The following is a 14,262-nucleotide window of genomic DNA, read 5'->3' as shown; positions in this document are numbered from 1 at the left end:
TTTATATTAAGTAAATGCTGCAGGAATTCGGCTGCTGCGAACCAGACAAGGGAGCTGCAAAGCTTCCTTCAGAAGGTTCAGACCCGGCATAATCTCGTCCAATTGTGGTCTTGCAAAGCATAAGCGAATATAACCGTGATCCGATCCGTATACGCTCCCGGGTACAAAAATAACCCCTTTCTTTATCGCCTCATCGAGCAATTTAAAGTCATCCACGCTGCCGTTGATTTTACACCACATATTTAATCCTCCTTGCGGAGGCGTGAAGCTCACATTCTCCTGAATTAGCTGCTGTAAGCCTCGAATCATTTCATTTCTTTTTTCAAGTAATGCCTCTCGTAACTTAATAATTTGATTTTCAAAATGCCCTTCTTCAATAAATTGGGTTGCGACCCATTGAGGAATGCTGCTCAAGCCAAAATCCATTTGCTGTCTGGCGTCCGTTAATCGGCTAACAACAGCTTGCGGAGCAATGAGCCAACCGATTCGTAAGCCCGAGGCTGCGATTTTGGATAGAGAACCGATATATAAGACATTGCCGGTCGTATCGAGCGATTTCAAAGTGGGAGGAGGATTCCCATCCAATGCTGTTAAAGTAAACGGATCGTCTTCTACAATCGGAACTCCGAGCTCAGAGGCTATCTCTAATAATCTTACTCTGCGCTCCAAGGTAAGGGTGCTTCCTGTTGGGTTTTGAAAATTCGGGTTTACGAATATCATGCGTATCCGGTGCCGCCGGTATAACGTAAGGATATCTTCCGGATTTATGCCGTGCTCATCAACGGGTAAACGAAATAAACGAAGCCCCGCGGACTGAAACATAGGCAATGAATAACAATAGGATGGATCTTCAATAGCGACTGCATCTCCTGGGCTTAGCAAACATTGCGTAATTAAAAACAACGATTGTTGAGATCCCGAAGTGATCAAAATAGAAGAATCCGTCGCATGTATATGTAGATGCTGCTCAAGAAACGAGACCAAGCTTGACCTCAGAGGGGAGAAGCCCTGCGGATCCTCATAGCCGAGATGCTCTTGAAAAGGCTTGTTTTGCAGCAGATCACGAATAATTGCATTTGGAAATAAGTCGGGGGACAGCTCTCCGCTAGCAAAGTCGATAATGGATTCACGATTGCGAAGCTCTTCCCGAATACGGCGTATGAAAGGGAGATTCGGTAAGAAAGTGCCCCCTTCTGCATATTGCTTCCAGTTCGGTGTTTGCTTAGGCGTAATGCCCCATTTATGCATGCTGACCCTTGTTCCGCTTCCTTTGGCGCTCTCCACTAAACCGGATGCGCGCAGCTCCTCATAAGCTTGTACAATTGTACTGCGGTTTACTCCTAGCAGATCTGCTAATTTTCTTTCCGAAGGGAGAACGCTTCCTGGCGGAAATTCTCCGAAAGAAATTCTGTGCTCCATATAATCCGTAATCTGCTGATAGATGGGTTGTTTGATGGATCTGTCTGGCTTCCACATGGATGCTACCACCACTCACTATTAGTATGAATAAATCTTAGTCAGTATATCATCTTTTTGAGATATAGGTGAACTAGCCCATATACGGAAGGTGAACCCAAAAGGGTATTGGAGATTAACCTGTTAATAGAAAGTGGTTGATATAAGGTAGGGGATACGGGTGAATGAGACTCTAAGTGGAGGAAATGGAGGTATGGATGAAAAAAACGCTTGCCTGGGTTCAGGCGGAGCGTTGTTTGTGGTTTATTCAACTATTGGATTTTGTAATGTACACAATAAAGGCTACATAACCTAGAAAAATAACGATAATGTAGATCCATGAGAGCCTGGACCAATTGCTTCTTGTTTTGGAATCGTAGTTAGGATTGCCTTCTTTATTTGTTTTGGAGACGCCAACAAGAATGGTTGAAACCAAAGCTATAAACATTATAGTTGCAATTAAAATATAATAGATCAACAAAGACATTATCATTCACCCCATGGTGTTCTTTTTTTCACAATCATAATATAACAGGCTATGGATCCAGAGTAACCATCCACTTTGCTACTATTTGTCCCAACCACTTAGAAGACAATACGGCAGAGGGTTGTTCGATTGGGAGTAACAGAATAGTCCAAACTACAATATGCAGAGGACTATCCTATCCAACCATTCTCTAATGAAACTATTAATTCTTAATAAATTTGAAGCTTTCGACGATTCCTTGTAACTCTACTTGAGCATTTTTCAAAATTTCTTCATTAGCACCAGTGGTAATCCGGAAATAGCTTCCATTGGCTTCGAAGAAAAGGATCGTGTACACGAAGTTTTTCCAGCCTTCTTCGGTTCTATGGTAGACAAAGCGCTTAGCTGGATAGCTTTGGAAAATCTCTTCTTTTTCTTCTACTAGATAGGTTTTCGACTCGGAATCGGCAAGTATCTGAGTCTTTATATTTTTATAAAATTGATCTAAATTTATACCTTGCGGCAGTTCTTGTTTAGGGATGGCGCTTACGGCAAAAGTGTTCCAATTAAATTCACGAATATCCATTTTAACAGAAGATTGGGTTGAAGAAGTGTAAGGAGTCCACTTTCCATAAACGGATACCTGAAAAGTGCCATCTGAGGAAATGAAATCCTGTTTACTTCTAATGATAGCCATTTGACGGACAGCATCCCATTCGACTGTGCTCTCAACAGCCTCGGCAACGAATCGCAAAGGCACGAAGGTGCTGCCTGATACAAGGGTTGGCGCGATGGGAAGCTGTATGGGCAAACCGTTAACCTCCGCAATAGGCTGATCAATTGTTAATCGGATGGTGATGCCTTCTTTTTCCCCAGTGATAGTCTTGGTGTCCTCATTCCAATTGATCTTCAATCCGAGCTTTTCAAAAATAGGGCGAAACGGCACTAATGTGTTTCCATCCTTGATAAAAGGGGCAATATCGAATGCAACAGGCTCTGCGTTCAGCGAAACCTTAATACCCTCGACCTGTTGCTGCTTCTTCTTATCTAAATCCTCAACATTTACTCCTCTTTGTTGCAATTTATGAAGAATTTGTCCCGCTTGCTCAGTCAGCGGGTTATTCTTCAAAGAAATCGTTTTTAAATTCGGTAGAGTTTCAAGAACCTCTATGTCTTGGATTTGATTATCATTCAGATACAAATTCTCCAGTGTGGGATGGTTTCTTAATGGTTCCAAATTTTGAATTTGGTTATTGCTTAATATAAGCCATTTCACCTGTAATCTGTTCACTGGACTTAAATCGGAGATCTCATTGCCGCTGGCTAGAAGGTCGGTTAACTGGGGGAGCTTCTCAAGCGGTTCCAGGCTCTGAATCTGATTATTATCAATGACTAGTTTCTGCAGACGGCTTAGGCTGCTCAAGGGAGTAAGGTCTGTGATTTGATTACCGCTAATTGCTAGAAACGTCAGATTCTTTAGCTCCCTTATTGGTTTTATATCCGTAATGGCCTGACTGGTCAGAAACATGCTTTGCATGTTGACAGCATGCTCAAGTCCTTGCAGATTGGTGATTTTGACATCTGTATTTTTAGGGTACAGCGACTTTAACTTCTGCAAATCCTCTAGCTTCAGTTCCTCGCCTGCTGCAGATTTTTTAAGCTCCTTCCAGATTGCTATTGCTAATTCAGGATCCTTCACAATGGATTCTGCCCAAACGGATGAAGCAGGAGTAACGGGTATCACTAAAATGAGAATCAAACAGAAAATGATGATTTTTTTTATCAGACTGGTTAACAATGTTATCTCTCCTTAGTATGATCTGCCTGAACCTATTCGCCAAAACTTTCCATATTTCCTTTGTTTTTCGACTAGTGAAATTTGCTTTTTCATAGACGAAGAGAAGCTTGCATATAAATTTATTCATGCACTCCACGTTCAAAAAGAAGGAAATATCTGTAAATGTAGTTGTCTAATATTCATTCCTAATGTGAGGTCTCCAATGATAACGATAAACGAAGCTTATGTAGATTCATTAGCGTTGAACGCAGCTGCCGTGAAGAACGGTCGTGACTTAGTTAAGAAGAATAAAATTACGAAACGATGCCGCACAGAGGATAAGACACTGCTGTTCGGAGATTGCCAAGGGAGCGGTAAAGAGCCGTATCGCTGCTCAGTCGATTATTTGAAACCTGAAAGCCCGGTGTATCGCTGCACCTGCCCGAGTCGGCAATTCCCTTGCAAGCATATTTTAGGATTGCTGTATGCTTCTGCTGCAGGTCAAACCTTCAGTGTTGAAGCGATACCTCAAGAGATTGCGGAGAAAAGAGATAAGGCCGACAAGCGGGAGGAAAAAAAGAAGGAAGCCATCGGCGTCGGCAGCGATGAAGCGGCAGTTCCCAAGCGGAAGACGAATAAAGCGGCATTGGCGAAAAAAATAAATGCCCAGCTCGAAGGAGTTGAGCTGTTGGACAAATTAATCCGGCAGCTAGTTCAAAACGGAGTTGCCGGGATCGATAGTAAAGTGCTGAAGATGATGGACGATCAAGCCAAGCAGCTGGGCAATTTCTATGTACCAGGCCTTCAGAATGAGCTGCGGGAGCTGATCTTATTAATTAAGGAGAACAAGGACAGCGAGAGCTTGTATACGGAAGCCATGGATCAGCTAACGTATTTGCATGCCTTACTTAGAAAGAGCAGGGATTATTTGACTTCTCGTAAGCAGAATCCTGAGCTTGCGATGGATTCTGAATCCGGGCTGGAGGAATCCATTGGGCATGCTTGGCAGCTATCCGAGCTGCGTGATTATGGGCGTGTGCAAGCCCATGTAGAATTGGCCCAGCTTGCATTTCGTTCCAATCTGTACGCTGCACGCAGTGAATATGTCGACGAAGGCCTGTGGATGGATCTGAGCAGCGGCAGCTTGTATGTCACACGCCATTATAGGCCTGTAAAGGCTGCGAAGTATATGAAGGAAGAGGATTCTGTTTTTGATATTGTAAAGGCCAGCGAGCTGTTCATCTATCCGGGTGAGCTGAATCCGCGGGTGCGCTGGGATGATGGGCCGCTGCGGTCTATGCAAGCCGAGGACCTCGAGAGAATCCACTCTTATAGCCGGAGCTCTTTTACCGAGGTGATCAAGCTCGTAAAAAATCAATTGAAAAATCCGTTGTCAGATAAGCATCCCGTAGTTCTTCTTCGTTATAGCGAAATAGTAGTAGGGGAGGATGACAGCTATGGGCTGCTGGATGCGCAGGGGAAGCAGATCGTTCTCCAGGATACAGCTTACTTAGCTCATGCTACAACGCACCTGCTGCCATTGTTAACTCCGGAGCTGGCAGCAAACCAAGCGATGCTGGTTCTGTTTGAGCATGAGTTATCCAGTGGACGGCTAATTGCGCAGCCGCTCAGCTTGGTTACGAAACGCGAAATCATACGGTTTATTTATTAGTCGGTGAAGTGAGGAGTTAGGTTATGAGCATAGCTATTCTATATGAAGTACATCAGGAGGTTCGGCGATTATTTATTGCCGGAAGCGGTGTAGCAGCAGGTGATTTTCGATTAAGCAAGCTCCTGCCGCAGCTGCAGAAGCTTGGAGAGAGCGCACCGGTCTTCCGGCGTTTATCAGAAGCCATTCAGCAAGTCGTGGAAGCAAGTGCCGAAAGCTCCTCGGTTAAGCTGCTTGAGCTGGGGACGCTGCTTCATTCTATTTTGTATACGCAGGGGACTTCTGAGATCAAAGGAGAATTGAAGCGGTTTGGGCCGTCCGGATCTCTTGGGATGACGAGCGTACCTTACAGGAAGCTTAGGCCGTTAATCGAAGCGTTAACACAACGGGGACCTGGGAGGCTGGAGATCGTTCGTCAAGCCAATGAGGAGGGGCTGTTTCACGATATGCGTACGCATATCCCGGCTGTCTTAGGCCTGGAGGACACCTATGCAGAGATTGCTGATTATATGGCTGAAGCGGTCATTCCTTATATCGGTGCTCCGGCGCTGCCTATTTTGCTGAAACAGCTCCAATTAAACGGAGGGAAAGCGGATGCTCGAATGTTGCTGCTGATTCATCGAATTGGCGGTATGGAGTATCGGGAGCTTTTTCTGCGCGCGATAGAAGCCGGTTCTACGGAAGTCAAGTTAGCTGCAATAGATATATGGAGCGGCTATCCTGAGTTTGAAGGCAGGCTGGTAGAGCTTTCTAGAGATAAAAAGAAAGAAGTGCGGAGAGCCGCTTTGTTCGCACTGGCTAAGCTTCCATCCGATAAGGCGATAGACGCTCTCATGAATGCATTAGTAGGAAAAGAGTACAGCATTGCTTTGGAGCCTATTCAGGCTTGCCTGGACGATCGTCTTACGGCACGGCTGCTTCTCTATGCAGATGAGCTAGTCACCAAGGCGACGACAGGCTCACTCGATGAACAAACGGTGGAGCGTTTAGCAACCGTCGTAAATGGCATGGAGGGTAGAAGAACAGAGCAGGTTACACACTTTTTAATAAGCGTAATATCCAACCATTTCTTCAATCAAAAGGAAACCGATGCTATTCGGGAACATGCGGCAAAGCTGCTGCTCCATGCCGATCGACCGGAAGCGAATGCTTTCCTGCGTAATTTACACCATCAACCGGACCAACGTTTGATTGCTTACAGCTTCCAAGCGGCTTTAAGGGATTTACCGCCTGATGCCGTGTATGAGGAGTATGCGCTGCAGGTTCGGAATAAGGATCATTTCGCAGCCAAAGAGCTGCTGCGAGTTATGTATAATCGGACACAGCCGCTGATGCATAGAAGGGGTGGGATTCATACAGAAGCAGCAGATATACATTGGGATTCCCGCTGGGTGCATGTATTCGTAGACATTAACGAGGAGGAGCTTGTTTGCCGGCTTGCTGATGAACAGGACCGTAAGGTGACTTCTTATTTGGTGGATAAATGGAAGGTTGCCCCTCAAATGATGAAGCCGCGGACTGCTTCGATTCTCTTTGCGCTGTATAAATTAAGGCATAAGGAAACGCCTGAATTGCTCTTACAATCACTGGAGGGGGCTGTGGCTCGTCAGATCTATTACTTGGACCGCGATTGGCTGTCTCTGATGCGCCTCCTGCCTGCCCAATATACGGAAAGGCTTGAGAAGTTTGCGGAAAAGCTGACTTATGAGAGCGTGAAACAGCAAATGATTGAGGTTGTGGAAAGCGTTAAAGCTAACGTGCAGGATGAATCCAAAGATAACAAAGGAGTGGGATGGATCGAATGGATGAAAAGCAAACTGTTATGAGGCTTCCGGCTGAACGATTGTATGAGAGTGAGCTGCATGCCTTAAAAGAAACGGATACGGGTCCGAGGCCTGCCGGATGGCAGCTGTCCCCAAGGGCCGTCTTAACGTTCATCACAGGAGGAGCAGCCGGTAGTACACCGATTACTCCGAAATACATAGGCAACTCCCGATTAGTGGAAATCGCGATTGCTACGCTGCTGACCGACCGTGCGCTGCTCTTGATAGGAGAGCCGGGAACGGCTAAGTCATGGCTGTCCGAGAATTTGACAGCTGCCATCCATGGCGACTCCTCCAAGGTGATTCAAGGTACAGCAGGAACCAGTGAGGAGCAGATCCGCTACTCCTGGAACTATGCGATGCTGCTGGCTAATGGGCCTTCGGATGCAGCGCTGCTGAAAAGCCCTATATATCGTGCTATGGAAGGCGGAGGAATCGCCCGCTTTGAAGAAATTTCCCGCTGCGCCTCGGAGGTGCAGGATGCGCTGATCTCAATCCTGTCCGAGAAGACAATCTCGATTCCAGAGCTTGGCAAAGAGGTAGCTGCCGCCAAAGGCTTTTCCATTATTGCGACTGCCAATACGAGGGACCGCGGGGTGAATGACATGTCGGCTGCCTTAAAGCGGCGGTTTAACATCATTGTGCTACCTGCTCCTTCTGAGCTGGAGACAGAGGTAAGCATCGTCCGCAAGCGGGTGCAGGAAATCGCAGCGAGCTACGAATTGAAGGCGGCGTTGCCTGAAGAGGAGGCTATACGCAAGGTTGTTACCATTTTCAGAGAGCTGCGCCGCGGTATGACTCTTGACAGCAAGGAGAAGATTAAGCCTCCAAGCAGTGTGATTTCAACGGCTGAAGCGATCTCCTTGCTTACCAACAGTATGGCTTTAGCCGCCAGCTTTGGAAGCGGCCAAATCCAAGACGAGGATCTCGCTGCCGGATTGCAGGGGGCTATTGTGAAGGATGATGAAAAGGATCAAATCGTTTGGAAGGAATATTTGGAAAACGTGATGAAAAAGCGGGGATCGGAATGGAGAAGCCTGTATCATGCGTGCCGAGAGATGAACGATTGAGCAGCGGGGACGATAGGGTTCACATATTTGGCATTCGCCATTTGTCCCCGACCGGCGCTTATCAATTAAATGCCTATTTGGATCGGATTCAGCCCAAAATGGTCTTGGTGGAGGGACCAGCTGATGCGACTCCCCTTATTGGGCAGGTTGCAGGGAAGGGAGTCGTACCTCCAATCGCGCTATTGGCTTATACAGATGCGCTGCCTATTAGGACGCTCCTGTTTCCTTTTGCCTCCTATTCTCCGGAGTATCAGGCTTTCCTGTGGGCGGCGAAGCATGGAGCGGTGGCGCAGTTTATCGATTTGCCTTCGGATATATCTGTTCAAATGTTTAAGGAACGTGAGAAAGTGCGGGCAGAGCCAGATCATCCAGAAGAAGATAAAGAGGAGAAAGATCGGATAGATCAGGGTAGTCGGCAAGGCAAGCGCCATGAATTTTACAGGCAGCAGCACTGGATGTATGAACGGATTGCCGAGTTAGCGGGTGAGCCTGATTATGAAAGCTATTGGGAACGACATTTCGAGCATAATACGACCCCTGACGCTTACCGAAGCGCTATATGGGAGTATTCCAAACAAATGCGGCAGCTTCAGGAGCAGGATGAATGGTCGGCAGATCCGCTGGCTGCGGCGTATAACTCGATACGTGAAGCTTTTATGCGACGAAGCATTCTGCAGGCTCTCCAGGCTTGCGGTCCTCAGGATAGAATTGTCGTTGTAACCGGAGCTCATCATGCTTCAGCGCTTCATCTGACGTTTCCCGGATTGACGGATAAGGAGGTAGCTGCACTCCCGAGGTCCTCAACTAAACTTACGCTTATGCCCTATTCGTATTATAAATTATCGACCCATTCCGGGTATGGGGCGGGGAATCCGGCTCCTGCTTATTTTGAACTGCTATGGCAGTGCTTGCAAAAGGGGGATGTGGAACGGTTGCCCTCTCTTTATTTGTCCCGAGTAGTGAAGGAGTTAAGGAACACCGGCACGTACCGCTCGACCGCCTCAGTAATCGAAGGGGTGCGCTTGGCGGAGGCCCTTGCTTCACTTAAGGACGGAAGCCTGCCAACATGGAAGGATTTGAGGGATGCAGCAGTTGTCACTTTGGGCTTAGGAGAGCTCTCGCCGATTGCCGAAGCTCTTGCTCAAGTTGATATCGGGATTGCTATTGGAGAGCTCCCGGAGGGAGTCAGTCAAACTCCGATTCAAGACGACTTGAACCGCCACTTGAAGAAGCTGAAGCTGGAAAAGTATAAATCCTTAGTCAGTCAGGATTTGGAGCTGGATTTGCGCGAAAATCGGAGGGTCAAGTCGGCTGAAGCTGCTTACCTGGATTTGCATCGTTCTACCTTCCTGCATCGGCTGAAGCTGCTGCAAATCGGATTTGCGCAGAAGAAGCGGCTGAGCCAAGACGCTGCCACCTGGGCTGAGCATTGGGTGCTTCAGTGGAGTCCTGAAGCGGAAATCCAGATGGTAGAATCAACTCTTAAGGGCGAAACGGTTGAATGGGCAAGCGCATTTGTACTGAAGGAAATGCTGGAGCAGTGCAAGGATCTTAAGCAAGCTTCTCACATCATTCATATCGCTTGTGAATGCGAGCTGCCGGAGATGTTGGAGGAAGCACGGCAAATGCTGCAGCGCATAACAACGGAAGCCGCTAATTTCGTCCACATCGCGGCAGCGGCAAGAGAGCTTTCGCTCATCATCCGCTATGGCGATGTAAGAAGGGCCGATACAACCACGCTGGTCCCTCTCGTCCAGCAGCTGTTCCTGAGGGGCTCCTTGCTGCTGGTGGATGCAGCCCTATGCAACGATGAAGCGGCTCATGAGCTCGTAGCTGCCATGAATGAAATGCATGCTGTGTCTCAAGAACATTTCGAGATCGTGGATGACCAGCAATGGCTTAAGCAGCTAACACTGCTAGCTGCTCATGATGATCGGAACGCTAAGCTGTCCGGCTTTGCATTTGCGATTCTACTGGAGCGGAATCAAATCACACAGGAGCAATGCGCACGTGAGGTATCGCGACGCCTTTCACCAGGCATACCGGCGGATTTGGGAGCTGGCTGGTTCGAAGGCCTATCGATGAGGAACAGGTATGCTCTGTTATCACGGGCGGATTTATGGCGGCAGCTCGACGCCTATATCCAATCTCTGGACAGCAGCCAGTTTAAGCGGTCACTTGTGTTTCTGCGTAGAGCCTTCGGCTTATTTGAAGCAAGAGAGAAGACGTCGATAACGGAATTGCTCGGCGAATTCTGGGGAATGTCTATTCAGGTAACGGGGGAGCTGCTGCAAGAGCCGCTGAGCGAAGAGGAAAGAGGGAAGCTGAATGAACTTAACGATTTTGACTTTGGAGACTTGTAGACTATGAGTGATAGAGAGCAGATGAAGCGATGGCGCCTTGTGCTTGGAAGCGATGTGGAGCAGAAGCTGAATGAATATTCTTCTGGAGGGTCTGGAGGAGGGCTGTTAGATGACGATGATAAAATTATGGACGAAGCGCTTGCAGCCATTTATGACGGCACGTCCGGGGGCTCGGGGTTAGAGGGAGAGGCAGCCGGGGGCCGCCGCTCGGCAGGGTTAGGCAGCTCCTCCCCGAAGCTTGCTAAGTGGCTTGTGGATATACGCAGCTTCTTTCCAACGGATGTGGTTTCGGTCATTCAGTCAGATGCTATCGAACGAAAAGGGCTGAAGCAGCTGCTATTCGAGCCGGAAACGCTCGCTCAGATCAAGCCTGATATCCGGATGGTCGCAACGCTAATGGCATTAAAGGGCCGAATTCCCGAGAAGACCAAGGATACGGCGCGGCAACTGGTGAAAGCTGTCGTTGATGATATCGTCAAGCGGCTGGAGCAGGATATTCGCCGTGCGGTAACAGGGGCGCTTAATCGAAGACAGCACTCGCCATTGCCGTCACTCAGCGGTATGGATTGGAAAACAACGATACGCAAAAATCTAAAGCATTATGATAAAGGGTTAGGTAAGCTCATTCCAGAACGGGTATACTTTTACGATAGAGCAAGACGGAGTAAGGAATGGACGGTCATTCTCGATATCGATCAGAGCGGCTCGATGGCCGATTCGGTCATTTATGCCTCTGTAGTAGGCTCCATATTTGCCAGCTTACCTTCCTTAGATACTCGGGTGGTCGTGTTCGACACGGAAGTAGTGGACTTGAGCGAGCAGTGCGCCAATGATCCGGTCGATATGCTGTTCGGGATTCAGCTCGGAGGCGGCACGGATATTAATAAGTCTGTCGCATATTGCGAGCAGTATATAATGGAACCGAAAAAGACGCTTTTTATATTAATTTCAGATCTATATGAAGGTGGAAACCAATCTGCACTCATTCGCAGAATGGAGGCTTTGCAGCAATCCGGAGTCAAAGTGATTTGTCTGCTGGCCCTTTCCGATAATGGCGTTCCTTCTTATGATAACCAGCTTGCCCAGAAGCTGGCTCAGTTCGGCATCCCTAGCTTTGGCTGCTCACCCGACAGGCTACCTGAGTTGGTAGAAAGATCCATCAAGGGACATGATTTGCAGGTATTGGCCGAGAGCCTTGCTACAGGCAGAATACGCTAGTCGAGGTCCTACAAGCTTTGATGCATAACTAACCTCAGGTCCATCGAATGCTAGAAGTACCAGTAGGTTAGTTAGGAAAATGTACGTTAAGGCGGCTTTCCAACGCGCGCGAATCCTGGGCGCGCGTTGCGGCGTTGCATGGCGGACGGTCGAGAGCGTCGCCACCGCCACCATAAACCATTCATTTCACCGGTCCTGAGGCTTCTATATTTATTTTGACCGATACTTTAATCTCCGCTTTGGCCAGCTCTTCTCCCCAACGATCCTCCACTTTCTTGAAATGGTCGTATTCATAAGCCCGTGCGTAACGGCCAAGCCCCAATGGATCAACCTTATGTTTTTGGATTTGTTTAATGAGAAGCTCAAATCTTTTCTTGGCTTGTTTAGCCATTTTTTCTTCCAGCTGTGATTCATTAGCTTGTAAATCAAAGGGGAATAACAGCTCAGTCAAAACAACAGGCATCTCGATTTGAATATCGAAATGAAATTTATCCTGCTTGTAGGAGGGCTTTATTTTAGTTTTTACTTTGCTTGCGTTAAAGCTTACTCGGTTCGTATCGAACGGAGCTTGTTTGGATTCAGAAGGGATAACAAGCGTCATGCTGATGGTTTTGGAATTTTTTTGCAGGATGGCCAGCAGAACGCTATCTTCGGAGCTAATGGAAAATGCGTATTTACCCTTATGATTAAGTAAGGTTGTACCGTGAAGCTTGATGTCCTGATTGCTCCCCAATGTGACCTCAGAAATACAGGGAGTAATGCCTCTCTCATACATTTGCCAATGCAGCTCTTGTACGGTAGTGCTCACCGTTTCCGACCGTGAACTCTTCGTATCAACCATTCCGCGCAGCAGCAGCGGAAGGATGGGCTCGTTATCCGGGTTTAAGAATACCAAATCAGATAGAGGCCCGTTATAGCTGATGATTCGGGGAGTTAACGGATTTCTCGGATCACGAAAGTAAACATCCAGCATAGGGAACCAGCCGTCCTGCTGCAATACTTTTCTGCTGATCAGCAAGATCTGTACTTTTCTGGCTTGAAAGGAACCCGCTGAATAGGCATCTATTTTGGCTCTGGCTTGACGAAGCGTGGTAGGCTTTACTTCAACTTCCTGGCTCTTTTTCTTGACATTTTTACTGAAAACAGGGTGGACATCATAGAGCAACAGCTCGTTGTCTTTATCCAAATCTATGCCAATCCCAAGCGGGAAGACAGCATCCTCCATATCCAGCCTGTCCTCGCAGCCAGAGGTCGTAAGAGCAACAAAGACGAACAGTAAAGCACACAGCAGCCGCTTGTTCATTAGCGCTTCCTCCACTGAAATTGATGGTGCATCCATAAATAAAGCAGTAAACAAGCCGGGAATACATAGTCGATAGCGATTGCAGCCAGACCTAAATATTTTTCAAACTGGTCGCTTTGGTTAAAGGTAGGCAGGTAGAAAAAGGTCAGTACGGCGGTACCTAGACATAGCACCCGCAGATGGCTGCGATGGTCCTGTTTTCCAACCAACCAGCTTGTGCAAAATACGGACATATAGGTAGTGGAAATCCAGCATAATGAAAAAATAAATAAGTAGAAGGCGATAAATAAGATTTCAATTCGTTCTATAAACTTGAATTCAATGGTTTTCAATACATTAACTACCGGTTCATTATATTGTAAAATTTCATCTGGGCTGAAAAAGACGAAACAGACAAAGGTAATGAATAACAGCACTAGCATGGCCAGGGTGTTAGAAATGATTACCGCAGTGGTAGCCATCTGCTTGTTTTTCAAAAAAGGATACATGATAAACGCGGTTTCCAGACCTCCAAAGGATAGAAAGGTGACTCTTAGTGCAGTTAGGATAGGCGTCCAGCCTTCTTTGACCAGGGGAAACAGGTTAAGAATATGTGCATCTTTAAGCGGGAGCAAGTAGGCAAATGGAATCCACAAGGAAATGATAAAAATAAGCTCAACGTATCTCCCCAAAATACGGAGTCCATTACGCGCTATGAGATAAGTGGGGATGAGCAGCAGCAGCATGATCATGAAGACGGGAGTTTGAGGCAGCAGCCAGCTTTTTATGTACAAGATGGTCCTGACTCCTCCTACGTATCCATACGTAAGGAACCATGCGGTAAATATCAGAGCCGCTGCTTTACCTGCCCATTTACCGACGTATCGGGATAGCAGATCAAATAGGGTGCCATCGGGATGTCTCTTCATGATTTGAATAATCATTATACTGGCTATTATAGAAAGAGCCCAGGCTATGATGATCGTAATCAAGCTATCCGTACCCGCTCTTTCGGCTAGTTCCTTGGGCAGGGACAGCAATCCGAAACTTACTTGAACCCCGAATTGGATGATAATAAACTGCATGAAAGTAATCTCATTAAAGGCATATTTTTTCAATTATTATCACCCTTTGGATGG

10 protein-coding genes are annotated in these 14,262 nt (G+C 47.1%); 5 read left to right on the top strand and 5 right to left on the bottom strand.

The genetic code is table 11. The features are described from left to right. Positions 1-6 precede the first annotated feature (6 nt). The 3 genes from pdxR to GC093_RS00520 form a co-directional block, all read right to left on the bottom strand. Positions 7-1,476 (bottom strand): MocR-like pyridoxine biosynthesis transcription factor PdxR, encoded by a 1,470-nt coding sequence (gene pdxR / locus GC093_RS00530; protein WP_171649888.1) that lies wholly within the window; start codon positions 1,474-1,476, stop codon positions 7-9. 247 nt (positions 1,477-1,723) lie between these two features. Next, positions 1,724-1,942: a hypothetical protein gene (locus tag GC093_RS00525; protein WP_171649887.1), complete on the bottom strand. Its 219-nt coding sequence runs from the start codon at positions 1,940-1,942 to the stop codon at positions 1,724-1,726. A 202-nt stretch (positions 1,943-2,144) separates the two neighbouring features. Further along, positions 2,145-3,719 (bottom strand): stalk domain-containing protein, encoded by a 1,575-nt coding sequence (locus tag GC093_RS00520; protein WP_171649886.1) that lies wholly within the window; start codon positions 3,717-3,719, stop codon positions 2,145-2,147. Between the two features lie 202 nt (positions 3,720-3,921). On the opposite strand from GC093_RS00520, the gene GC093_RS00515 reads away from it, so the two are divergent. The 5 genes from GC093_RS00515 to GC093_RS00495 are packed head-to-tail and all read left to right on the top strand — an operon-like array spanning position 3,922 to position 11,841. Continuing rightward, positions 3,922-5,370 (top strand): SWIM zinc finger family protein, encoded by a 1,449-nt coding sequence (locus GC093_RS00515; RefSeq protein ID WP_171649885.1) that lies wholly within the window; start codon positions 3,922-3,924, stop codon positions 5,368-5,370. 23 nt (positions 5,371-5,393) lie between these two features. Continuing rightward, complete coding sequence (locus GC093_RS00510) at positions 5,394-7,193, top strand: HEAT repeat domain-containing protein (RefSeq protein WP_171649884.1); 1,800 nt, start codon at positions 5,394-5,396, stop codon at positions 7,191-7,193. Beyond that, on the top strand, positions 7,169-8,260 hold the full coding sequence (locus GC093_RS00505) for an AAA family ATPase (RefSeq protein ID WP_171649883.1): 1,092 nt from the start codon (positions 7,169-7,171) through the stop codon (positions 8,258-8,260). The genes GC093_RS00510 and GC093_RS00505 overlap by 25 nt, the downstream gene beginning before the upstream one ends. After that, on the top strand, positions 8,218-10,623 hold the full coding sequence (locus GC093_RS00500) for a DUF5682 family protein (RefSeq protein ID WP_171649962.1): 2,406 nt from the start codon (positions 8,218-8,220) through the stop codon (positions 10,621-10,623). The genes GC093_RS00505 and GC093_RS00500 overlap by 43 nt, the downstream gene beginning before the upstream one ends. A gap of 3 nt (positions 10,624-10,626) precedes the next feature. Next, complete coding sequence (locus GC093_RS00495) at positions 10,627-11,841, top strand: VWA domain-containing protein (RefSeq protein WP_171649882.1); 1,215 nt, start codon at positions 10,627-10,629, stop codon at positions 11,839-11,841. Positions 11,842-12,022: 181 nt separating this feature from the next. Here the strand turns inward: GC093_RS00495 and GC093_RS00490 are convergent, their stop codons facing one another. Then, positions 12,023-13,144 carry a Ger(x)C family spore germination protein gene (locus tag GC093_RS00490; RefSeq protein WP_171649881.1) on the bottom strand — a complete coding sequence of 374 codons (1,122 nt, stop codon included), beginning with the start codon at positions 13,142-13,144 and terminating at the stop codon, positions 12,023-12,025. Continuing rightward, positions 13,144-14,241, bottom strand: a complete 1,098-nt coding sequence (locus tag GC093_RS00485) for a GerAB/ArcD/ProY family transporter (RefSeq protein WP_171649880.1) — start codon at positions 14,239-14,241, stop codon at positions 13,144-13,146. Before GC093_RS00485 ends, GC093_RS00490 begins: the two co-directional genes overlap by 1 nt. Between the last annotated feature and the right edge of the window lie 21 nt (positions 14,242-14,262).

Origin of the sequence: Paenibacillus foliorum (assembly GCF_013141765.1) — a bacterium.
In the GTDB taxonomy this organism is placed as follows: Bacteria; Bacillota; Bacilli; order Paenibacillales; family NBRC-103111; genus Paenibacillus_S; species Paenibacillus_S foliorum.
Note: the sequence above shows the minus strand (reverse complement) of the source record. Positions and strands in the feature narration are given on the sequence as shown.

Bases quoted from the DNA above. Each gene is read 5' to 3' on its own strand.
- GC093_RS00500 (WP_171649962.1), top strand. From the start codon at position 8,218: ATGGAGAAGCCTGTATCATGCGTGCCGAGAGATGAACGATTGAGCAGC.
- GC093_RS00510 (WP_171649884.1), top strand. From the start codon at position 5,394: ATGAGCATAGCTATTCTATATGAAGTACATCAGGAGGTTCGGCGATTA.
- GC093_RS00525 (WP_171649887.1), bottom strand. From the start codon at position 1,942: ATGTCTTTGTTGATCTATTATATTTTAATTGCAACTATAATGTTTATA.
- GC093_RS00505 (WP_171649883.1), top strand. From the start codon at position 7,169: ATGGATGAAAAGCAAACTGTTATGAGGCTTCCGGCTGAACGATTGTAT.
- pdxR (WP_171649888.1), bottom strand. From the start codon at position 1,476: ATGTGGAAGCCAGACAGATCCATCAAACAACCCATCTATCAGCAGATT.
- GC093_RS00495 (WP_171649882.1), top strand. From the start codon at position 10,627: ATGAGTGATAGAGAGCAGATGAAGCGATGGCGCCTTGTGCTTGGAAGC.
- GC093_RS00490 (WP_171649881.1), bottom strand. From the start codon at position 13,144: ATGAACAAGCGGCTGCTGTGTGCTTTACTGTTCGTCTTTGTTGCTCTT.
- GC093_RS00515 (WP_171649885.1), top strand. From the start codon at position 3,922: ATGATAACGATAAACGAAGCTTATGTAGATTCATTAGCGTTGAACGCA.